Source organism: Brevibacterium litoralis, from assembly GCF_040212315.1.
GTDB lineage: Bacteria > Actinomycetota > Actinomycetes > Actinomycetales > Brevibacteriaceae > Brevibacterium > Brevibacterium litoralis.
The window spans coordinates 149,636-171,184 of the sequence record NZ_JBDIUY010000028.1 but is presented as its reverse complement, the minus strand read 5'-3'; the positions used below and the strand labels follow the sequence as shown (position 1 = coordinate 171,184).

At 69.3% G+C, this 21,549-nt stretch carries 18 protein-coding genes; 14 read left to right on the top strand and 4 right to left on the bottom strand.

Translation table 11 applies throughout. From position 1 onward, the window contains the following. Positions 1-59 precede the first annotated feature (59 nt). The 5 genes from AAD496_RS10885 to AAD496_RS10865 all read left to right on the top strand — a co-directional run bounded on the left by AAD496_RS10885 (position 60) and on the right by AAD496_RS10865 (position 6,144). Positions 60-1,676: a peptide chain release factor 3 gene (locus tag AAD496_RS10885; RefSeq protein WP_349828754.1), complete on the top strand. Its 1,617-nt coding sequence runs from the start codon at positions 60-62 to the stop codon at positions 1,674-1,676. Between the two features lie 235 nt (positions 1,677-1,911). Then, complete coding sequence (locus AAD496_RS10880) at positions 1,912-2,997, top strand: inositol-3-phosphate synthase (RefSeq protein ID WP_349828753.1); 1,086 nt, start codon at positions 1,912-1,914, stop codon at positions 2,995-2,997. Positions 2,998-3,251: 254 nt separating this feature from the next. Further along, entirely contained in the window at positions 3,252-4,829 is a 1,578-nt protein-coding gene (locus AAD496_RS10875) for an AbgT family transporter (RefSeq protein WP_349828752.1), read from the top strand. 159 nt (positions 4,830-4,988) lie between these two features. After that, positions 4,989-5,801 (top strand): Bax inhibitor-1/YccA family protein, encoded by an 813-nt coding sequence (locus tag AAD496_RS10870; protein WP_349828751.1) that lies wholly within the window; start codon positions 4,989-4,991, stop codon positions 5,799-5,801. 52 nt (positions 5,802-5,853) lie between these two features. Next, positions 5,854-6,144, top strand: coding sequence for a hypothetical protein (locus tag AAD496_RS10865; protein ID WP_349828749.1), 291 nt, complete (start codon positions 5,854-5,856; stop codon positions 6,142-6,144). Positions 6,145-6,163: 19 nt separating this feature from the next. Here AAD496_RS10865 and AAD496_RS10860 read toward each other — a convergent pair whose 3' ends face one another. Next, positions 6,164-6,874, bottom strand: coding sequence for a GntR family transcriptional regulator (locus AAD496_RS10860; protein ID WP_349828748.1), 711 nt, complete (start codon positions 6,872-6,874; stop codon positions 6,164-6,166). Positions 6,875-7,294: 420 nt separating this feature from the next. Between AAD496_RS10860 and AAD496_RS10855 the strand changes: the two genes are divergently transcribed. The 5 genes from AAD496_RS10855 to AAD496_RS10835 all read left to right on the top strand — a co-directional run bounded on the left by AAD496_RS10855 (position 7,295) and on the right by AAD496_RS10835 (position 11,847). Beyond that, positions 7,295-8,149 carry a substrate-binding periplasmic protein gene (locus AAD496_RS10855; RefSeq protein WP_349828747.1) on the top strand — a complete coding sequence of 285 codons (855 nt, stop codon included), beginning with the start codon at positions 7,295-7,297 and terminating at the stop codon, positions 8,147-8,149. 124 nt (positions 8,150-8,273) lie between these two features. Next, positions 8,274-9,056, top strand: coding sequence for an amino acid ABC transporter ATP-binding protein (locus tag AAD496_RS10850; protein ID WP_349828746.1), 783 nt, complete (start codon positions 8,274-8,276; stop codon positions 9,054-9,056). A gap of 5 nt (positions 9,057-9,061) precedes the next feature. Next, on the top strand, positions 9,062-9,703 hold the full coding sequence (locus tag AAD496_RS10845) for an amino acid ABC transporter permease (protein WP_349828744.1): 642 nt from the start codon (positions 9,062-9,064) through the stop codon (positions 9,701-9,703). Then, entirely contained in the window at positions 9,700-10,359 is a 660-nt protein-coding gene (locus AAD496_RS10840) for an amino acid ABC transporter permease (protein WP_349828743.1), read from the top strand. The genes AAD496_RS10845 and AAD496_RS10840 overlap by 4 nt, the downstream gene beginning before the upstream one ends. Before the next feature lie 291 nt (positions 10,360-10,650). Beyond that, positions 10,651-11,847: an NAD(P)/FAD-dependent oxidoreductase gene (locus AAD496_RS10835; protein ID WP_349828742.1), complete on the top strand. Its 1,197-nt coding sequence runs from the start codon at positions 10,651-10,653 to the stop codon at positions 11,845-11,847. A gap of 162 nt (positions 11,848-12,009) precedes the next feature. Here the strand turns inward: AAD496_RS10835 and AAD496_RS10830 are convergent, their stop codons facing one another. Beyond that, positions 12,010-13,734: a DUF885 domain-containing protein gene (locus AAD496_RS10830; protein WP_349828740.1), complete on the bottom strand. Its 1,725-nt coding sequence runs from the start codon at positions 13,732-13,734 to the stop codon at positions 12,010-12,012. A gap of 202 nt (positions 13,735-13,936) precedes the next feature. Here AAD496_RS10830 and AAD496_RS10825 point away from each other — a divergent pair, with 202 nt between their 5' ends. Both AAD496_RS10825 and AAD496_RS10820 read left to right on the top strand, forming a co-directional pair. After that, on the top strand, positions 13,937-15,145 hold the full coding sequence (locus AAD496_RS10825; protein WP_349828738.1) for an MFS transporter: 1,209 nt from the start codon (positions 13,937-13,939) through the stop codon (positions 15,143-15,145). A 211-nt stretch (positions 15,146-15,356) separates the two neighbouring features. Beyond that, positions 15,357-16,655 carry an MFS transporter gene (locus AAD496_RS10820; RefSeq protein ID WP_349828737.1) on the top strand — a complete coding sequence of 433 codons (1,299 nt, stop codon included), beginning with the start codon at positions 15,357-15,359 and terminating at the stop codon, positions 16,653-16,655. A gap of 119 nt (positions 16,656-16,774) precedes the next feature. On the opposite strand, the gene AAD496_RS10815 is transcribed toward AAD496_RS10820, so the two are convergent. Then, positions 16,775-17,155 carry a hypothetical protein gene (locus AAD496_RS10815; RefSeq protein WP_349828736.1) on the bottom strand — a complete coding sequence of 127 codons (381 nt, stop codon included), beginning with the start codon at positions 17,153-17,155 and terminating at the stop codon, positions 16,775-16,777. After that, positions 17,152-18,765 (bottom strand): acyl-CoA carboxylase subunit beta, encoded by a 1,614-nt coding sequence (locus AAD496_RS10810; protein ID WP_349828735.1) that lies wholly within the window; start codon positions 18,763-18,765, stop codon positions 17,152-17,154. Before AAD496_RS10810 ends, AAD496_RS10815 begins: the two co-directional genes overlap by 4 nt. Positions 18,766-18,861: 96 nt before the next feature. On the opposite strand from AAD496_RS10810, the gene AAD496_RS10805 reads away from it, so the two are divergent. Beyond that, positions 18,862-19,839 (top strand): biotin--[acetyl-CoA-carboxylase] ligase, encoded by a 978-nt coding sequence (locus AAD496_RS10805; protein ID WP_349828734.1) that lies wholly within the window; start codon positions 18,862-18,864, stop codon positions 19,837-19,839. Beyond that, positions 19,836-21,476 (top strand): adenylate/guanylate cyclase domain-containing protein, encoded by a 1,641-nt coding sequence (locus AAD496_RS10800; protein ID WP_349828733.1) that lies wholly within the window; start codon positions 19,836-19,838, stop codon positions 21,474-21,476. Before AAD496_RS10805 ends, AAD496_RS10800 begins: the two co-directional genes overlap by 4 nt. The last annotated feature ends 73 nt before the right edge of the window (positions 21,477-21,549 follow it).

The following is a 21,549-nucleotide window of genomic DNA, read 5'->3' as shown; positions in this document are numbered from 1 at the left end:
TCGGGCAGGTCACGGACCCCACTCGGTCAGCGGAGGCCCGCGGCCGTTAGAATGGTGCGGTGAATTCCGGGCCTGACACCATCGAAGCGTCGAACATCCCTGCCAAGACCATCCGTGAGGAGGCCGCGCGCAGGCGCACCTTCGCGGTGATCTCGCACCCCGACGCCGGTAAGTCGACACTCACGGAGGCCCTCGCCCTCCACGCCCGGGCCATCGGCCAGGCGGGTGCCACGCACGGCAAGGCCGGTCGCCGGCACACCGTCTCCGACTGGATGCAGATGGAGCAGGACCGCGGCATCTCGATCTCCTCGGCCGCGCTGCAGTTCGAGTACCGCGACACCGTCGTCAACCTCGTCGACACCCCCGGTCACGCCGACTTCTCCGAAGACACCTACCGCGTGCTGTCCTCCGTCGACTCCGCCGTCATGCTCGTGGACGCCGCCAAGGGCATGGAGGCGCAGACCATGAAGCTCTTCGAAGTCTGTCGCCACCGTGGCATCCCGATCATCACGGTCATCAACAAGTGGGACCGCCCCGGCATCGACGCGCTCGCCCTCATGGACGAGATCCGCGAGAAGACCGGCCTGGTTCCCACCCCGATCACCTGGCCCGTCGGCCAGTCCGGCGACTTCCGCGGCGTGCTCGACCGCCTCACCGGCGACTACACCAAGTACACGCGCACCGACGACGGGGGCGCCTCGATCGCGGGGGAGGAGTCCATGGACCCCGCTGCCGCCGAGGCGCTCGAAGGCGATGCCTGGACCACCGCCGTCGACGAATCCGACCTCCTCGAACTCGAGGAGCAGGACCACGACCAGGAGTCCTTCCTCGCCGGTCGCACGACCCCGGTGATGTTCGGTTCGGCCGTCCTCAACTTCGGCGTCCACCGGATCCTCGACGCCCTCGTCGACATCGCGCCCGAGGCGACCGCACGCCCCGACGAGAACGACGCCCCGCGCCCCGTCGACAAGCCCTTTTCCGGCTTCGTCTTCAAGGTGCAGGCCGGCATGGACCGCAACCACCGCGACCGCCTGGCCTACATCCGCGTGTGCTCCGGCGTGTTCGAGCGAGGCATGGTGGCGACCCACGCGGCCACCGGGAAGCCCTTCGCCACCAAGTACGCCCAGCAGGTGTTCGGCCGCGGCCGCGAGGTCGTCGACCAGGCCTTCCCCGGCGACATCGTCGGGCTCGTGAACGCGAGCGCCCTGCGCGTCGGTGACTCCCTCTACCTCGACGAGAAGGTCGTCTTCCCCGGCATCCCGACCTTCTCCCCGGAACACTTCATGGTCATCCGCGCCAAGGACTCCTCGAAGTACAAGCAGTTCCGCCGGGGCATCGAGCAGCTCGACCACGAGGGCGTCGTCCAGGTCCTGCGCTCGGACCTGCGCGGCGACCAGGCCCCCGTGCTCGGCGCCGTCGGCCCCATGCAGTTCGAGGTCGCCGAGGACCGCATGAACAACGAGTTCAACGCGCCGGTGAAACTGGAATCGCTCGCCTACTCCATCGCCCGCCGCACCACCCCCGAGTGCGTGCCCACGCTCGCCCGCGAACGCAGCGTCGAGGTGCTCTCCCGCTCCGACGGCGAACTCCTCGCGCTCTTCAGCGACCGCTGGCGTCTGCAGGGTGTCGAGCGGGCCCACCCCGACCTCGTCCTCGAACCGCTCGTCGTGAGCTGAGGTCGTCCCCAGCCGCCGAGGCGCCCCGGAGGTCCCGGCCTCCCCACGGGCCCGACGTGACCCCTGTCCCATCCACGTTTGACGATTCAAGTCCGCCGTGAACGAGGAGTACGATGGTGGATCGTGCCGAGACCGCCGGGCCACGGATCGCCGAGGACGCTCCCCGGTTCCACCCGCCCGATCCCCGCGCTCACGGCACCACCGCAGAAGTTCCTTCGAAGGAGAGTTCGTCCACGTGGCTACCAATCCGATCCGCGTCGCCATCGCCGGCCTCGGCAACTGCGCGACCTCGCTCATCCAGGGCGTCGAGTACTACAAGGACGCGAAGCCCGGTGACGAGGTCCCCGGCCTCATGCACGTCCAGTTCGGCGACTACCACGTGAGCGACCTCGACTTCGTCGCCGCCTTCGACGTCGACGCCAAGAAGGTGGGCCTCGACATCGCCGAGGCCATCGAGGCGAGCGAGAACAACACGATCAAGATCGCGGACGTCCCCACCACCGGCGTCACCGTCGACCGCGGTCCCACGCACGACGGCCTGGGCAAGTACTACCGCGAGACGATCGAGGAGTCGGAGGCCGAGCCGGTCGACGTCACCCAGGTGCTCAAGGACCGCGCCGTCGACGTCCTCGTCTGCTACCTGCCCGTCGGATCGCAGAAGGCCACCGAGTACTACGCGCAGGCCGCGCTCGACGCCGGTGTCGCCTTCGTCAACGCCCTGCCGGTGTTCATCGCCGGGACGAAGGAGTGGGACGACAAGTTCCGCGCCGCCGGTGTCCCCATCGTCGGCGACGACATCAAGAGCCAGATCGGCGCGACGATCACCCACCGCGTCATGGCCAAGCTGTTCGAGTCCCGCGGGGTCGTCCTCGACCGGACCTACCAGCTCAACGTCGGCGGCAACATGGACTTCAAGAACATGCTCGAGCGCGAGCGCCTGGAGTCGAAAAAGATCTCGAAGACGCAGGCCGTCACCTCGAACACGAACGCGCACCTGGAGGACAAGGACGTCCACATCGGCCCGTCCGACTACGTCTCCTGGCTCGACGACCGCAAGTGGGCGTTCGTCCGCCTCGAGGGCCGCAACTTCGGCGACGCCCCCGTCTCCCTGGAGTACAAGCTCGAGGTCTGGGACTCCCCGAATTCCGCCGGCGTCATCATCGACGCCGTCCGCGCCGCGAAGATCGGCCTGGACCGCGGAGTCGGCGGCGCGCTCATCAGCCCGTCCTCCTACTTCATGAAGTCCCCGCCCGAGCAGCAGGCCGACGACCTCGCCCACGAGGCCGTCGAGGCGTTCATCCGCGGCGACATCGAGCGCTGAGTCCGACGCCGCCCGAACCCCGGCACCCCACCGCTGAGTCGATCGCCCGGCCCACGGGCCGGTGACCGCTCCCGAGGCGCCCGCCACCCGCACACCACATGTGCGGGAGGCGGGCGCCTCGGCGTCGTGGGAGGCGTTCCCCCTGTGAGGTGACGCACAAGGCGTGTTGCTGCTAGCGTGCGCCCGTGGCACGCGGGAAATCCCCCTCTCCCCATCCCCTCCTGCGCGCACGAACCCCTGAAGAAGGAATCCCCATGTCCTCCGTGAGCACCACTGCGCCCCCACTGAACGGGGAGCGTCTGGGCCCGCTCATGCGTGCCCTCGTCGTCATCGAGAAGGTCGGCAACAAGCTGCCGCACCCCTTCTGGCTGTTCCTCGGCCTCGCCGTGATCGTCATGGTGCTGTCCTCGGTCCTCCATGCGGTCGGCGTCTCCGCAGTGAACCCCGCGACGGAGGAGACGGTCACGGCCGTGAACCTCCTGAGCATGGAGAACCTGCGGTCGATCGTCTCCGGCGTCGTCGACAACTACACCGCCTTCCCGGCGCTCGGGCTCGTGCTCGTCGTCATGTTCGGTGTCGCCGTGGCCGAGCGGTCGGGGCTCATCCCGACCCTCATGCGCGGGGCGCTCGTGAAGACGAACCCGCGGTACATCACCGTCGTCGTCGCGCTCGTCGGTGCGGCCGGCTCGATGGCCTCGGACGCCTCGTACATGATCGTGATCCCGCTCGGTGGCCTGGCCTTCCGGGCCGTCGGACGGAACCCGGTGATCGGCTGCGCCGTCGCGTACGCGGCGACCTCAGGCGGGTACTCCGCCGCGCCCTTCGTCAACAGCCTCGACGCGATCCTCGGTGGCATCTCGACCTCGGCGGCGCACATCATCGACGAGTCCTACACGGTCACCCCGGTGGCCAACCTGTTCTTCAACTTCGTCTCGATGTTCGCCGTCGCCATCGGCGTCACCCTCGTCACCGAGCTGCTGCTCAACAAGCGCGGGCAGCAGATGACGATCGACGCGGACATTCAGGAGACCGAGGAGGACCACCGGCTCTCCGAGATCACGCCGGAGGAGAAGCGCGGCATGGTCGTCGCCGCGATCGGCCTGGTCATCAGCATCGGCATCGTCGTCGCACTCGCGTGGCCGGCGAACTCGTTCCTGCGGGACGCCGAGGGCGGCTTCGGCCCCGAGTCCGGCCTCATGGCGGGGATCGCGGCGATCATCGGGTTCGGGTTCTGGATCCTCGGCATCATGTACGGCGTCGCGGTGAAGACGATCCGGAAGTGGGACGACGTCCCGGAGATGATGGTCAAGGGACTGGCACCGTTCATCCAGGTGCTCGTCCTGTTCTTCGCGGCCTCGCAGTTCCTGGCCCTGTTCAAGATGTCCTCGCTCGGCGAGATCCTCGCGATCAAGGGAGCGGAACTGTTCCAGTCGATGGGGGCGAGCACCTTCGTCATCCTGCTCGGCACGTACTTCCTCGTGGCGATCGCCGCGCTGTTCATCACCTCGGGCTCGGGTCTGTGGACTCTGCTCGCCCCGGTGCTCGTGCCCATGCTCATGCTGCTGGGGATCTCCCCGGAGACCACCCAGGCCGTGTACCGCATCGGTGACTCGACGGTGAACATCATCTCGCCCATGAGCCCGTACTTCATCATGATCCTGGGCTTCATCCAGCGCTACAAGAAGGACGCGGGTATCGGCACGCTCCTGTCGCTCACGATCCCGTTGAGTTTCGGTATGTTCATCACCTGGGGCATCCTCTTCTTCGCCTGGTGGGCGACGGGCATCCCCTTCGGCCCGGGCGCGGCGACGAGCTACAGCCTCGGCGGGTGACGGCCGTTCGGCGCACCGCGGGCGAGGTACCCGGGGCAGGGCACCTCGGCAGCAGGAGATCGTTATCGAACGTTCACCCGCGGGGGAGCCGTCCCCAGGCGGATGTCAGGTGTGACCAGTAGGATTCTTGCAATCCGACACGACTCTCACGGAGGTACAGTGAGCAACCCCCTCATGGGCCGTATGGTCAAGCAGGGCGTGCGCGATGCACGCTCTCCCCAGTACACCGACATGGACGCCGCGCGTCTGCAGGAGATGTACTCCGCCCCGGCTGCCGGGCCGGAGGCACGCCCGCAGAAGGAGCGCGCGCTCCAGTTCGACGACGTCATCATGAAGACGGCGATCAACTTCGCGATCCTGCTCGTCGGTGCCGCCGTCGGGTGGATGGTGCCGATCCTCGGGCTGCCCGCGATGCTCGTGGGCCTCGTGCTCGCGCTCATCATCTGCTTCAAGAAGGAACCGAGCAAGGGCCTGGTCATCGCGTACTCCGCGGTCGAGGGCGTGTTCCTCGGTGGCATCTCCGCGCTGTTCGACGCCATGTACCCGGGCATCGTCGTCCAGGCGGTGCTCGCCACGCTGAGTGTCGCGGCCGTCTGCTTCGGTCTCTACAAGTTCCGTATCGTCCGCGTGACGAGCGGCTTCAACAAGTTCCTGCTCTTCGCGGTCGGCGGCTACGCCGTCTTCTCGCTGGTGAACTTCGTGTTCGCGATGGCCACCGGCACCGGCGGTGCGCGCACCATGGAGATCTCGATCATGGGCATCGACATGCCGCTGGGCATCCTCATCTCCGGCATCGCCGTGATCCTCGCGTCGATGACGCTCATCTCCGACTTCAACCAGGTCGAGGTGGCCGTGCAGAACCAGGTGCCCGAGAAGTACTCGTGGTTCTTCGCGTTCTCCCTCATGACGACGCTCATCTGGCTGTACATCGAGATCCTCCGGATCCTCAGTTACATCCGGGGTGGCGACTGATACATCCGGGGTGGCGGCTGACACCCTTCCGGCCCGCGGATAGACTGGGCACATGAACGACGCAGCGGCGGATCTCCTCCAGGAGATCCGCCGTTTGCGTGTCCGGATGGCCGGGATCAAGCCCGCCGACCTCGAGGCCGGCGGTCGCGTGCGGATCCAGGAGGCACTGGCGTCCCTGTCGGCACTCGCGGCGGACGCCCGACCGGTGCCGGACCTCGGCGACCGGGTGCTCGGCGACCAACTGGTCGTCCTCCTCACCGACTGCCTGCCGGAGTACGGTGCCGAGGAGTCGACCACCCGTCGCGCCCTCGCCGTGGCGACGCAACTCCGTCAGGAGCTCTGAGAGTCGAGGAGGGCGGCGCTCAGCCCTCGGATTCCTCTTCCACGATGTAGTCGTGGACGGCGTCGACGTGGCGGCGCATGACCCGGCCGACCTTCTCGACGTCCCGGGCGACGAGTCCGTCGATGAGGGCGGTGTGCTCGGAACTCCACCAGCTCACCTTGGACTGCGGCATGTCGACCAGCGCCCCGCCCACGCGGGTCTGGTCACGCAGACGCCGGACCGTGGCCGTGAGACGGGCGTTGTCCAACAGCCCGATGAGGAACATGTGCATGTCCTGGTCGGCGTCGAGGTAGCGCACGGTGTGGGGGAGGGGCTCGTCGGACAGGGCCGCCTCGTCGGTGTCACCGGGGGAGGGTTCGACGGTCGCGGCACACAGCCGGCGCGCCTGAACGATCTCGGCGTCCGTGAGCCCGCGTTCGGCCAGTCGCTGCATGGCCGTCACCTCGATGATCGACCGCATCTGGTGGATCTCCCGGCGGTCGTCCTCGGAGTTCTCGTGCACCCGGAATCCCCGGTTGCGGACGACCTCGAGGAGTCCCTCGCCCACGAGGTCCATGAGCGCCTCGCGGACCGGGCTGTTGGACATGTCCAGTTCGGTCGAGATCGCATTCGCGGAGAGCACGCGCCCCGGCTTGACCTCGCCCGCGAGCAGGGCGTGTTTGATGAGGTCGTAGGCCTCCTGCCGCAGCGTGTACCGCGGGGTCGGGGCGTTCCTGGCGAAGAGTGACACGGGGGTCCTGTTCCTCCTGGTGAGTCGGGTTCGGCGAGGTCCCGCCGGCCACCTTGCCGGTCGATCCTGGGCGTCACGTGAATCGTACGGCCTCGTCACCCCGGACGGCCTGGAACGCCCGGGTGACGGGACGGATGACCTCCGCCACGTTTCCGTTCCTCCCCGCGTTGCGATGTGTCCGACGGCTGCACTCCGATGTGTCCCGCACGTTTCGACCGGCTGCTGCTTCCACCGGGGAACGGGGCAGCACTCCTCTCCGCAGTGACATTTGTGTAACGGAATCCACTGGGACCACTAAGTGATTTGACGCACTCGGAGAGCCTCGTGAAAGGTAATCGATAACACGCAATGTGAGGTGGGTTACCAGCGGTGGATCAGTGCACCGGACCCGCCCCACACCATGAGGAGACGAGAGACGACATGAAGAAAGTGTTCGCTGTGTCCGCTGCCGCCGTGCTGGCCGGCATCACCCTGACCGCCTGCGAGTCGACCGAGCCGGACACGGAGGCCGGCGGCGGCGAGGTCGCCGAGGACTGCACCCCCGCGTACGAGTTCACCACCGTGGCGGAGGGCCAGCTCACCGTGGCCGTGCCGGAGTTCCCGCCCTACTCGTCGCCCGGCGGCGAGGGCATGGAGAACGACATGATGGAGCAGATCGCGGCGGACAACTGCCTGACGGTCGCCTACGAGGAGGTCACCTACGCGAACACGGTGCCCACGGTCCAGCAGGGCCGTGCGGACATCGGCATCGGTGACTACTACCGCACCGTCGAGCGCTCCGAGGTCATCACCTTCTCGACCCCCACCTTCCTCGACGAGATGGCGATCATCTCCACCGACGGACTCACGACCGTCTCCGACATCGAGTCGATGAAGGTCGGCACGGTCGACGGCTACCTGTGGGTCCCGGACATGCAGGACGTCATGGGTGCCGACAACCTGCAGATCTACCCCTCGAACGTCGAGATGAAGAACGACCTCGAGGCCGGCCGCATCGACGTGGGTCTCGACAGCTTCGGTGCCGCGATCCCGGCCTTCGAGGGCTCGGACTACGAGGTCGCCGCCATCGAGCCCGACGACCGCGTCGCCTCCTCGGTCGAGGCCGCCCAGTCCGGTTTCATCATGTCCTCCGACGACCAGTACGCGGACTTCCGTGAGGCCGTCGACGCCACCGTCACCACCTGGCACGAGGACGGCACCATGGTCGAGTTCCTCGAGTCCTACGGCCTGCCCGCCTCCTCCGCCGAGGTCGGCGAACCGCGCCTGATCGAGTGACCTCGCCACTCCCGGCACGCCGAGGCGCCACGTGGTCACCGACCCCGTGGCGCCTCGGCCGTCCCCTCCCATCCCTTTCCGTGATCTCCACCCCGGAGATCTCCCGACCGAGGAGAACCCTCTCGTGATCGAGAACCCGAAGGACCGGTTCCCCGACCGGAAGCCGGTCGTCGAGGTGAAGAACCTCGCCAAGGCGTTCGGCGACAACGTCGTGTTGGAGAACGTCAACCTGTCCGTCCTCGAAGGCACCGTGACCGCCATGATCGGTCCCTCCGGCGCCGGCAAGTCCACCGTGCTCCGCTGCCTCAACTACCTGGAGCGTCCCGACTCCGGCACGATCGAGATCGCCGGGCACAGCGTGGACGCCGGGACGAAGTTCACGAAGAACGAGCTCTACGGCCTGCGCCGCACCGCGGGTATGGTCTTCCAGCACTTCAACCTGTTTCCGCACATGACGGTGATGAAGAACATCGCCCTGCCGCAGCAGCGGATCCTCGGTCGGTCGAAGGCCGCGGCGGAGGAACGTGCCCAGCAGCTCCTCGAACGCATGGGGCTCGGCGACAAGGGTCCGGAGTACCCCAACCGGTGCTCCGGTGGTCAGCAGCAGCGCATCGCCATCGCCCGGGCGCTCGCCCTCGATCCGGAGGTCATGCTCTTCGACGAGCCGACCTCGGCCCTCGACCCCGAGGTGGGCGTCGAGGTCCTCGAGGTCATGAAGGAACTCGCCTCCGATGGCATGACGATGATCGTCGTCACCCACGAGATGGCCTTCGCCCGCGACGTCTCCGACGACCTCGTCGTCATGGCCGACGGTCACATCATCGAGCAGGGGGACCCCCAGCGGATCATGGCGGACCCGCAGACCGAGCGGGCACAGTCGTTCCTCCATGCCGTCCTGCAGAGGTGAGTGTCGTGCCCGACGTCCTCCTCGCAGTCATCACCGGTGTCCCGCTCACGTTGGCGGTCACCGTCGTGGCCATGGCACTCGGTACGGTGCTCGCCCTGCCGCTGCTCGGCCTGTCCCTCTCGCCCTTCGCGCCCCTGCGCGGCCTGTCCCGGGCGATCATCGACCTCATCCGCGGCGTCCCGATCGTCGTGTGGCTGTTCATCCTCTACTTCGGCCTCGACTTCGGTGACTTCAAGCTCTCGTCCTTCGGCGCCGCCGTCCTGGGCCTGGGCATCATCAGTGCCGCCTACCTCTCCGAGGTGTTCCGCGGCGCGGTCGGGTCCGTGAACGTCGGCCAGTTCGAGGCCTCCCGGGCGCTCGGCATGACCGACTTCGACACGTGGAAGTCGATCGTCGCACCGCAGGCCTGGCGCGTGGCGATCCCCGGCTACACGACCTACGGCATCGGACTCCTCAAGGACTCCTCGATCGCCTCGACGATCGGCGTGGCGGAGATCGTGTTCCTGTCGAACAACTACGCCCGCAGCGGCGGTGACGGACTCACCGTCTTCGCCCTCGCCGGTCTGGTCTATGTCCTCATCAGTATCCCCGTCGGGCTGTTGTCCCGCGTGGCCGACGAGAAGCTCAGTGCGGTGGTGGCGAAATGACGACCCTGCTCGAACTCGCAGCCGAATGGCTGCCGAACCAGCTCGGGGGTCTCAAGACCTCCGCCCTGCTCACGCTCGTGGCGCTGGCCCTCGGTCTGCCCCTGGCGACCGTGCTCGCCTTCGCGGCCCGCGCGAAGAACAACGTGCTCCGCATCGCGGCGATCGTCGTCATCGAGGTGGGCCGTGGCCTGCCGGCCCTCGTGCTCCTGTACTTCATGTACTTCGGGCTGCCCGAGGCGGGCCTCACCCTCTCGGCGTTCCTGTCCTCCGGCGTGGCCCTGTCGATCATGGTCGGAGCCTATTGCGCCGAGTACCTGCGCGGCGGGTTCTCCGCCGTCTCCCAGAACGAGATCGAGGGCGCCGAGGCGCTCGGGATGACGGAGCTCGACACCATGCGGTACATCATCCTGCCGCAGGGCTGGCGGATCGCACTGCCGGGGATCATGGGCTTCGCGATCCTCACCTTCCAGTCGACCTCGCTCGCCTACACGGTGACGGTCCGCGAACTCATGGCGATCACCTACTCCGCCTCGGCGCAGAACTTCCAGCACCTCTACATGTTCATCATGGCCGGCCTGCTCTACGCGATGGTGAGCATCCCGGCCTCGTGGCTGTCGGTGCTCGTCGAGAAACGGATGAGCAAGCACCTGGCCTGATTCCCGCTGCCGAGGCGCCGTGGTCCGATCCCCGACGCAACCGGATCGTTCCGGCCCGGCGCTCGTTGCCGAGGCGCCCTGGTCCGATCCCCGACGCAACCGGATCGTTGCGGCCCGGCGCTCGTTGCCGAGGCGCCCAGGTCCGATCCCCGACGCAACCGGATCGTTCCGGCCCGGCGCTCGCTGCCGAGGTGCCCTGCACTTCTCATCTGACGTGCAGGGCGCCTCGTCGTCGGTTCGGGTGATACGAATGTGCTCTGGGAACAACTCGGGAACGAAAGGGAGTGGGGTATGCACGTCATCGTCGTGGGTGCCGGGATCGTGGGACTCGCCTCGGCGGTGAATCTCGCCGCCCGGGGTGCCCGGGTCACGGTGCTCGATCGGGAGCCGGTCGGGGGAGCGGATCTCGCACACCGGGCGAGCTGGGGCAACGCCGGATGGGTGTCTCCCGGCCTCGTCGTACCCCTGGCCGAACCCGGGGCCTGGAAGCACGGGATCACCGCATTCACCGACCGGGACGCCCCGCTGTCGATCCCGCGCCTCACACCGCGCCTGGCCGTGTTCCTCGCGCGGTTCGCCTCCCAGATGACCGAGCGGAGGTTCCACCAGGCGATCGATGCCGCCGCGTCCTGGACGACCCAGGCGCTCGCCGCCTACGACCGCCTGGCCGAACGCGGTGTGCGGGAGCCGATCGTGCGGGCACCCTTCACGATCGGGACGACCTCCGAGGACGACCTGGCGGCCTTCGCACACGAGGTCGAGGTCCTCGCGGCGACCGGTGTGGACGTCGCGGCGAGCCGGGTCGACGCGGGGAAGCCGTGGTTCTCCGGGCGGGTCACCCACGCGCTCGAACTCACCGGCCAGGCGTACATGGACCCGGGCGCCTACTGCGCGGACCTCGTCCGACTGGCCCGGGAACTGGGCGTGGAGTTCCACGGCGGGGTCGAGGTCGTCACCGGCCACGAGGGGACGAAGACGGTGGGACTCGTCGATTCGACCGGTGCCACGTGGAACGCTGACCGGGTGCTCGTGGCCGCAGGTGCCTGGTCCGACGACCTGGTCGCCCGGATCTGGGGCCGACGTGCCCGGACGGGCCAGGCCAGCGGTCGGGGGTACTCGTTCACGGTCCCGGTCGAGGAGTCCCACATGCCGCCCGGTCCGGTGTACCTACCGGCCCAGCGCGTCGTGCTCACGCCCTACCGCGGCGGGATGCGGGTGGCCGGGACCATGGAGTTCGCCGACCCGGACGCGCCCCTCGACCCGCGCCGCATCGAGGGGATCGTCCGGACGCTCGAGCCCTGCGTCGAGGGACTCGACCTGCACGCGCGCACCGACGAGTGGGTGGGCGCCCGCCCGGTGCCCACCGACGGCCGCCCGGCGCTGCGACGTGTGGGTGGTCGCGGCTACCTGTGCTCCGGGATGGGCATGTGGGGAATCGTCCTCGGCGCGGTGGCCGGAGAACGCACCGCCGATCTGGTGCTCCGCTGAGCGACGCCGCCCCGGCTGTGCTTGACTCCGCCCCCACCCCGGAACCCCACCGCCCCGATATCGTTGACGACCCCCGATATGTGCTGACATATCGGGGGTCGTCAACGATATCGGGGCGGTTCCGGTTACGGAAGGGCGGTTCAGGGCACTGTGGGCACCTCGTCAGCGGGTGAGGGCCCGGGTGAGCGTGTCGAGCCCGACGGAGCCGAGCGACAGGGCGTCCATGTGGAACGCCTTGAGGTCGAAGGTGCGGCCGGACGCCTCGGCAGCGGCCCGGGCGGTGTCCCGCGACTGCTCCCACAGGCGCTGCCCGATCTTGTACGAGGGCGCCTGGCCCGGCCAGCCGAGGTACCGGTCGAGCTCGAAGGCCAGGAAGCTCCGGTCCATCGCGACGTTGTCGGTGAGGAACGTCCAGGCGTTCTCGGCGTTCCACGTGCCCCCGCCGATCGAGGCCGGGGCCTGCAACCCCAGGTGCACGCCGATGTCCAGGCACACCCGCGCGGTGCGCAGCCGCTGCGAGTCGAGCACACCCATGTAGTCACCCGGCTCGTCCATGAGACCGAGCTCGGCCATGAGCTTCTCCGAGTACAGCGCCCAGCCCTCACCGTGGCCGGAGACCCAGCACAGGCTGCGGCGCCAGGTGTTGAGCGTGTCCTGGAGGTACGTGGCCAGGCCGATCTGCAGGTGGTGGCCGGGCACGCCCTCGTGGTTGACGGTCGTGCGCTCCTGCCAGGTGGTGAACTCCTCGACGCCCGTCGGCACCGACCACCACATGCGGCCGGGACGGCTGAAGTCCGAGGACGGCGCGGTGTAGTAGATGCCGCCGGTGCCGTCGGGCAGGACCATCGCCTCGATCGTGCGCATGGGTTCCGGGATGTCGAAGTGCGTGCCGTCGACGGCGGCCAGCGCCTCGTCGGCGGTGCGCTGCATCCATTCCCGCAGCCCGTCGAGTCCGTGGAGCTTGCGGGCGGGGTCGGCGTCGAGGCGGGCCATGGCGCCGGAGACCGCGTTCTCGTCGGAGAACTCACCGGGGTAGAGACGGTGGGCGATCTCCTTCTGCTCGGCATCGATCCGCACGAGCTCTTCGAGGCCCCAGGCGTAGGTCTCCTCGAGGTCGACGTCGGCACCGAGGAAGTACCGGCTGTGGATCGCGTACTCGTCACGGCCCACGGCATCGGTCTCCCGCGCGAGGGGTGCGACCTCGTCGCGCAGGAACCGCGCGGTCTCCGCGTAGGCGGCACGGGCCTCGGCAGCGGCAACGGCGAGCTCGGTCTGCAACGCGTCCGAGGCGCCTGCCTCGGTGGCACCGGCGACGAACCGGTCGAAGTGACCGCCCTCCTCCGCCGCGGCCGCCGCCTGCTCGGCGACCTTGAGCACCTGGCGGCGGGCCGGGACCCGGTCGAGTTCGCGGTGGGTGGCGAGGATGTCCTCGCGGTGACCGGTCAGTGCCTGCCCGACCTGCCGGAGACGGGCGGCGTTGTGTTCCCAGTCGGTGACGGTCGCGGTCGGCACGAGGTCGAAGAAGTCACGGATCCGCTGGACGGGGGAGTGGATGACGTTGACGACGCCACGGTCGAGTCCGGCGGTGTGCATGTCGTCCTCGACGCCCAGACGCTCGCGCATGGCGTCGAGGGTGACCTCGTCGACGGCGTCGAGGGTGCCGGCGGCCCGGGCCCGGTCCTCGGCGGCGGCCAGCTCGGAGAGAGTTCTCGCGCGCAGTTGCGCCTCGGCGGCGGAGGCGGCCGGGGAGAAGTCGTCGAGCTCGGTCTCCCTGCCCGGGACGCCGAGTTCGACGTGGAGCGAGGGGTGCAGGTCGAGGAGGCCCTGGGCGTGGGCCTCGGCGACGGCATCGACGGGGGACGGGGTGCGCTGGGGGAGTTCTGTCATGGGGTTCACTCTAATCAGACGTCCGGTCGACGGACCTGCTCCGGGCCGGCGTGGTGATTCTCGTTCCATTATCGACCGCCCCGCCTCCTCCCTCCGGGAATCGGAGTAATCTCCGCACGGTGTCCCCGGTATACACGGAGACGGAGAATCCGAGACGGAGAGCCGGGGACGGAGAGTCACGGAGAGGACGGACGACGAGCACATGGAACAGGCGCGACACGCGGACCGGGACGCCATCTGGACCAGGGATTTCGCGCTCGCCTTCGCGTTCACCGCGTGTCTCGCCTTCGTCTTCTACCTGCTCGTCTCCGCGGTCGCCGGGTACGCGGTGGCGACCTTCGGGGTCGGCGACTCGGTGTCCGGTTTCGCCGCCACCGGGTTCGTCGTCGGGGCGCTGGGTGCCCGGATGTTCGTCGGGCCGCTCATGGACGTCGTCGGTCGCTACAGGCTCATGCTCGTCGGGGCTCTCGCCTCCGTCGTGTTCTGCCTGCTCTACCCGTTCGCGCCCACGGTGGGGCTCTTCATCGTCCTGCGCCTGCTCCACGGCCTGGCCTACGGGGTCGCGCACACGACGGTGTCCGCCGCAGTACAGTCGCTCATCCCGGCACACCGTCGGGCCGAGGGGACCGGCTACTTCATGACCTCGACCGTGCTCGCGACGGCCTTCGGCCCGCTCCTCGGAGTGGTGCTCGTCAACGGGCCGGGACACGTCTGGCTGTTCGCCTGTGCCACGGCCTTCGCCCTCCTGGCCGTCGTGGTGCTCCTCTTCATCCGGATCCCGCAGCGGGAGTCCGAACCCTTCGCGTGGCGTGCGCTCGATCCGCGTGGGTTGTTCGATCCGGACGGTGTGCGGATGGGATCGGTCATGTTGATCGGTGGGGTCGCGTACTCCTCGATCATGGCGTTCCTCGCCGGGTACACCGCCGAGCGGGGGATGCCGAACGCCGCCGCGGTCTTCTTCCTCGTCTTCGCACTCGGGACCGTGATCGCCCGACTGTTCCTCGGGCGCGTCCAGGACCGGCTGGGTGACAACCCCGTCATGTACCCCCTCTTCGCCGTCTACGCGGCGGCCCTCCTCGTCGTGTCCGTCGACCTCGGCCCGTGGGGTGTGGCGATCGCGGGGATCCTCGCCGGAGCGGGATGGGGCACCCTCATGTCCGGACTCCAGGCCATCGCGGTGAAGGCCGCCGGTCCGGAACGCACCGGAGTGGCGACCTCTTCCTTCTTCTTCATGCTCGATGCAGGGTTCGGCGTCGGTCCCGTGCTCCTGGGGGCCGTGTCGACCGCGCTCGGCGCGCCCGGCATGTACCGGGTCGCCGCAGGTCTCGTCGTGCTCGCCGGCCTCGCCTACGCTCTGCTCCACGGCCGCAGCGCCGGCGGACGCCCGCGGCGGGTGAGGGAGAAGGTGTGAAGGCGTTCCACCGAACGATCGCTCATATTTGCACAGTGTGAAGGAATCGTCTTTCCTTCCGGACCCCGTTCTGTTCTAATGAGAAGGACGGCCCGCCGCGCACCGGTGCCCGGCGCCGTCACCTCCCGCTGTCCGCATCCCCGCCGCGTGAGAGCCGGACCACGCGGTCCGACCCGCACCGACGTCTCGCATGAAAGGTCGTCGAACACCCGTGCCCGCTGGTCGCCTGTGGACGAAGGACTTCGTCCTCGCGCTGTGCATCGCCATATTCTTCTCGTTCACCTTCTACCTGCTCATCACCTCGATGGTCGGGTACGCGGTGACCCGGTTCTCCGCCTCCGACGCGGTCGCCGGACTGGCGGCCAGCGGGTTCGTCATCGGGGCGATCGGCGCGCGCCTCATCGCCGGGCCGCTGCTCGACCTCGGCAATCGGTACCGGACGATCCTCATCGCCATCGGACTCGCGATCCTCGCCTCGTGCGCCTATCTGGTCGCCGACTCCGTGTGGTTCCTCATCGCGGTGCGGTTCGTCCACGGACTCACCTTCGGGGTTGGACACACGGGTCTCATGGCGAGCGTGCAGGACATCATCCCCGGCCCCCGGCGGGGTGAGGGAACCGGCTACTTCGCGACCTCGACGACGCTCGCCGCCGCCCTCGGACCCTTCCTCGCGATCACACTCGTCGACCGGATCGGGTACGACGCACTGTTCTTCGCGGCCATCGCGGTGACGGTCATCCCGTTCATCGGCCTGTTCTTCCTCAAGATCCCGCAAAAGGGGGAACCCCAGAAGCTGCGGCTGAAGAACTTCGGCCTGCGCCGGGTGCTCGACCGCCACGGGATTCGGATCGGGTTCATCGCGCTACTCGGCGGTATGGGCTATGCGTCCGTCATGACGTTCCTGGCCGAGTACACGAAGTCCCTGTCGATGTTCGACGTGGCGCCCCTGTTCTTCCTCTCCTTCGCGATCGTCTCGCTCATCACGCGGTTGACCCTCGGGCGGGTCCAGGACCGGTACGGCGACAACGTCGTCGTCTACCCGCTGTACCTGTGTTTCCTGGGATCCCTCGGTCTCATCCTCCTCGGCGACGCGACCTGGATGTTCGTCGTCGCCGGCGGCCTGGCCGGTGCCGGCTGGGGATCGCTCATGTCGTGCCTCCAGGCGATCACCATCAACTGCGCGGGCCTGGCCCGGTCGGGCACCGCGACGGCCTCGTTCTTCCTCATGATGGACGCCGGGTTCGGGTTCGGCCCCGTCGTCTACGGCGGGGTCCGCAGTCTGTTCGGCTACGACGGTCTGTGGCTCGCCGCGATCGTCATGGTCGTGCTCTCGATCGTGGCCTACTCCGTGCTGCACTTCGGCCGTGGCCGACGTCCGTTCCACCGCCGCGAGGACGTGGCGGGTGGCGAAGCGGGTGAGGAGAAGGAACCGGCGGAGGGTTCGACCCCGGACCGGCCCACCCGCCGGGTCATCGAGGACGACGAGGAACCCGCGCGCACACGCGCCTGAAGTCGAGAGGGCTGTGTTCAACGCCGCCCGAGTCGCACCCCACCGCTGCTGAAGGCGAGAGGGCGCACATCCGCGGATCCCTGAGTGGAATCCACGGATGTGCGCCCTCTCGATACGGGTCAGAGCCGGGCGCGCCAGGTTCCGCGCTTCGTCCGGCGGATCTGCCGCGCCGGGGCACCGTAGGGAGTCGTCCGGCGGGTCACGGTGTCACCGGGTGCCGGGGGAGCGCCCTCGGCGTTGAGCTCGGTCGGCTCCCCGTCCCCGGCGGAGGCATTCACCGCCTGCCGCAGCGCGACGATCGCGGCGACCGCCGCCTCGCGGGCCAACTGGGCCTCCCGGTCGTCCCGGGCGCCGCGCACCGGGGCACCGGCCGCGCTGCCCGAGGGGGTCACGTCCGTGCTGCCGACCGTCGCCGAGGCGCCCCCACCGGTGTCACCGGCGGGGGTCTCGGGAGGGCGGGGCGCCTCGGGAGCGGTGGGGTCCTGAGGTGCCCCGGTCACAGCGGCACGTTCCCGTGCTTGCGGGCCGGCGACTCGACGTGCTTGTTCGAGAGCGCACGCAGGCCGCGGACGATCCGCTCGCGGGTCTCGGAAGGGCGGATGACGGCGTCGATGTAGCCCTCCTCCGCGGCGAGGTAGGGATTGAGGAGTTCGTCCTCGTAGTCCTGGATGAGATCGGCCCGGAGGGCCTCGACGTCCTGGCCCGTGTCCTCGGCGGCCTTGAGGTCGCGGCGGTACAGGATGTTCGCGGCACCCTGGGCGCCCATCACGGCGATCTGCGCGCTCGGCCAGGCGAGGTTGAGGTCGGCGCCCAACTGCTTGGATCCCATGACGCAGTAGGCGCCGCCGTAGGCCTTGCGGGTGATGACGGTGATGAGGGGGACGGTCGCCTCGCCGTAGGCGTAGATGAGCTTGGCGCCCCGGCGGATGATGCCGCCGTACTCCTGGTCGGTGCCCGGCAGGAAGCCGGGGACGTCGACGAAGGTGAGGATCGGCAGGCCGAAGGCGTCGCAGAAGCGGACGAACCGGGCGGCCTTCTCCGAGGCGTCGATGTCGAGCGTGCCGGCCAGCTGCATGGGCTGGTTGGCGATGATGCCGACGCTGCGACCCTCGACCCGGGCGAACCCGGTGACGACATTGGGCGCGAAGAGTTCGCCGGTCTCGAGGAACTCGCCCTCGTCGACGACGGTGCGGACGACGTCGAGGATGTCGTAGGGCTGGTTCGCGGAGTCCGGGACGAGGGCGTCGAGCGCCTCGTCGTCGGCGGTGGCCGCGAGGTCCTGGGTGAAGGGCTCGACGGAGCCGTCGACGGAGGCCGAGTCCATGTTGTTCTGCGGCAGGAAGGACAGGAGGTCCTTCACGTAGTCGAGGGCGTCCTCCTCGTCGCTGGCGAGGTAGTGGGCGTTGCCGCTCACGGAGTTGTTGGTCCGGCCGCCGCCGAGCTCCTCGTGGCCGACCTCCTCACCGGTGACCGTGCGGATGACGTCCGGCCCGGTGATGTACATGTGCGAGGTGCCGTCGACCATGATCGTGAAGTCGGTGAGTGCCGGCGAGTACACCGCGCCCCCGGCCGAGGGACCCATGATGAGGCTGATCTGCGGGATCACACCGGAGGACTTGACGTTGTAGTGGAAGATCTCCGCGAACAGTGCGATGGAGCCGACACCCTCCTGGATGCGGGCGCCGCCGGAGTCGTTGATCCCGATGATCGGGCACCCGAGCTTGAGCGCGAGCTTCTGCGCCTTGACGATCTTGCGGCCGTTGGCCTCCGCGAGCGAACCGCCGAGCACCGTGAAGTCGTGGGCGAACACGGCGACCGTCTTGCCGTCGATCTCACCGAGACCGCACACCACGCCGTCCCCGTCGGGGCGCTTGTCGGCCATGCCGAACCGGGTGTTGTGGTGGCGGACGAACTCGTCGATCTCCTGGAACGACCCGGGGTCGAGCAACTGGTCGATCCGCTCCCGGGCGGTCTGCTTGCCCTTCCGGTGCTGGGCGGCCACGCCCTTCTCCGAACTCGTGTGCGCAGCGGCGCGGCGGTCCTCGAATGCGCTGATCCTCTCGGCCGTGGTGCGGGGGACCGTGCGCGTCTGGTCGTTCTCGATCGTCATGCGCCCCACCCTAGGCACTTCCGGCGCGCGTTGTAGCCCGCCGAGGCAATTCGGACGACCGTTGTACGCCGTCACCAAACCCTCTAAGGTGATCTGGTGCACCTCAGCCCCGAACCGCAAGGCACCCGTGTGTCCACCCCGCAGGTGACCGCACCCCGCATCGAATGGCCCGCCGAGAGCCCGTCGACCAACGACGCGCTCGCCGCCGACCTCACGGCAGGCGGCGACTGGCCGGACTTCTCCGTCTACGGCACGGCCCACCAGACCGCGGGGCACGGCCGTCTCGACCGCGTGTGGGACACCCCTGCCCACACCTGCCTGACCTTCTCGGTGCCCGTGCGCGTGCCCGCCGACTACCCCGTCGACCGGATCGGCTGGCTGCCGCTCGTGACCGGTGGGGCCGTCACCGCGGCCCTGCGTGAACTCGGCGTCGACGCCGGCCTCAAGTGGCCGAACGACGTCCTGGTCTCCGGCCGCAAGATCTGCGGGATCCTCGTCCGTGCCCTGCCGCTCGAGCGTCCCGCTCCCGAGGCGCCCGCGGGCCGGGTGCCCGCCGCCGGGTCGGGAGCCGTTGCGTCGGGAGCCGTGCCGAGCACGCTGACGGCCGTCATCGGCATCGGTCTCAACCACCTGCTCTCCACGGAGCAGCTGCCCGTGCCCACCGCCACGTCCGTCGCCCTGTGCGGCGTCGACGTCGACCGGGACACCCTCCTCGACACCGTGCTGCGGCACCTGCGGGCCGAGATCGGGCAGGCGCTGGCCGCCGGTCAGACGGTCGCCCGGTCCGCGGTCGTCGAACGACTCTCCACCCACATGATCACCCTCGGGTCCGAGGTCGCCGTCGACCTGCCCGGCGGAGAGGTTCTCAGGGGCACCGCGACCGGACTCGACGACTCGGCGGCCCTGCTCGTCGACGACGGTCGCGCCGTGCACACCGTCGGTGCCGGCGACGTCGTCCACGCGCGGACCGTGCGGGCGCAGGCTGCGACGGTGGAAGCCCCGGCGTCGACCGTGGAGTCCGTGTCCGAACCCGGGTCGGAGTCGGCGTCCGGATCCCCGAGGGCCACGCGATGAGCCACCCCGACGACGGTCGCCACGGTCGTCACGAACGGTCCGGCGGGGCCGGGCGGCCCGCGGGCGAGGACCCGGGGCAGGGCGCCTCGGACGCGGGGACGTCGGGCCCGGGCGAGGAGAACCCCGCGGAGGCGACGCCCGCGGACGGTGGCGACGGGCAGGGCGCCTCGGGCGCGGGTCCGAGGGCGACGGGCAGGCGTCGGCGCAGCTGGCGCAAGCGCCTGCGCGAGAGCTGGCTGAACCCGGGGTGGCGGTCCGAGGGGCTGCCGCGGCGCCGTGACATGCAGTTCGAGGTCCCGCGGTGGGCGGCGGCCGAGGGGATGATGGCGCTCGGCGAGGACGCCCCGCGCACGCCCACGCGCGAGGAGATCGAGAGCACCTACGACGAGGTGCGCGCCAAGCGGGAGGAGATGGCCAACCGTGAGGAGGCCGCCCGGCTCGCCGCGCTCGAGAAGCTGCGCAGCGCGACGACCGGCGAGGTGCCCGTCGTCGCCGATGCGCCGGACCCCGGTCCGGAGGGACCGCGCGGTCCCGTGACCCCCGAGGTCGCGGCCGACGCGCTCACCGAGGAGGACCGCAGCCGGCTGGAGTCGACGGTCGCCGAACTGCGGGAGGCCGCCGAGCACCTGGAGTCGCGGCTGCTCGGTGGTGACCGCGTCCTCACTCGTGCGGAGGTCGCCGGGCTCGCCGACACGAGCGTGCGCAGTGCCAGGCAGGTCTGGCGGGCGCTCGGGTTCCCCCGCATCCCCGAGGGGCAGAAGGCCTACACCGCCTCCGACGTCGAGGCGCTGCGGGACGTCGTCGACCTCACCCGGCAGGGCGACCTGCTCGACGACGAGACCGCCCTGACGCTGGCGCGGGCGATCGGGCAGACCTCCGACCGGCTCGTCGTGTGGCAGATGGAGGCGCTCGTCGAGTACCTCACCGAGTCGAAGGGGCTGGGCGACGTGCAGGCGCGTGCACAGGCCGTCGACCTGTTCGAAGGGATCATCGACCCGCTGGAGGACGTGCTCGTCTACGCGTGGCGGCGGAACCTGTCGAACGCGCTCGGCCGACTGGGGGTCAACGTGCCGACGGCGCTGGCGATGGAGAACCGGCAGGGCTGGTACGACTCGTCGATGCCGCTGGCCCGCGCGATCGGCTTCGCGGATCTCGTGTCCTACACCCGTCTGGCCCAGCAGATGGAACCGAAGGAACTGGCCGCGATGGTCAAGCGGTTCCAGAACATCGTGTACAACGTCGTGGCGACCGGCGGCGGGCGGGTCATCAAGACGATCGGCGACGAGGTGTTCTACGCCGCCGAGACCCCGCACGCCGGCGCGGAGATCGCCCTGACCCTGAGCGAACGTCTGGCCGCCGACGAGCTCATGCCGCGGACCCGGGTGGGCTTCGCCTGGGGCAAGGTGCTCTCCCGCATGGGGGACATCTTCGGGTCGACGGTCAACCTGGCCGCACGGCTGGTGGCGGTCGCGGAGCCCGGGACAGTCCTCACCGACTGGGACACCGCGCACATCATCGCGAAGACGGACGACTACGTGTTCTCCGACCGCGAGGAGATCCATCTCAAGGGTCTGGGCGACGTCGGGGTCGTCCGCATGTCCCGCGGCACGGCCACGCCCCTGTCCGTCGACATCTGAGGGGGCGGCACCCCACTGCCCCTGTGCTCGACGCCGCCCCGAACCCGGCATCCCACCGCTCCTGTCGCACATC

What these genes read in the sequence shown, in the direction of transcription:
- AAD496_RS10875 (WP_349828752.1), top strand. Translation starts at nt 3,252, where the DNA reads ATGTCCTCCGTGAGCACCACTGCGCCCCCACTGAACGGGGAGCGTCTG.
- AAD496_RS10865 (WP_349828749.1), top strand. Translation starts at nt 5,854, where the DNA reads ATGAACGACGCAGCGGCGGATCTCCTCCAGGAGATCCGCCGTTTGCGT.
- AAD496_RS10855 (WP_349828747.1), top strand. Translation starts at nt 7,295, where the DNA reads ATGAAGAAAGTGTTCGCTGTGTCCGCTGCCGCCGTGCTGGCCGGCATC.
- AAD496_RS10840 (WP_349828743.1), top strand. Translation starts at nt 9,700, where the DNA reads ATGACGACCCTGCTCGAACTCGCAGCCGAATGGCTGCCGAACCAGCTC.
- AAD496_RS10835 (WP_349828742.1), top strand. Translation starts at nt 10,651, where the DNA reads ATGCACGTCATCGTCGTGGGTGCCGGGATCGTGGGACTCGCCTCGGCG.
- AAD496_RS10830 (WP_349828740.1), bottom strand. Translation starts at nt 13,734, where the DNA reads ATGACAGAACTCCCCCAGCGCACCCCGTCCCCCGTCGATGCCGTCGCC.
- AAD496_RS10825 (WP_349828738.1), top strand. Translation starts at nt 13,937, where the DNA reads ATGGAACAGGCGCGACACGCGGACCGGGACGCCATCTGGACCAGGGAT.
- AAD496_RS10810 (WP_349828735.1), bottom strand. Translation starts at nt 18,765, where the DNA reads ATGACGATCGAGAACGACCAGACGCGCACGGTCCCCCGCACCACGGCC.
- AAD496_RS10800 (WP_349828733.1), top strand. Translation starts at nt 19,836, where the DNA reads ATGAGCCACCCCGACGACGGTCGCCACGGTCGTCACGAACGGTCCGGC.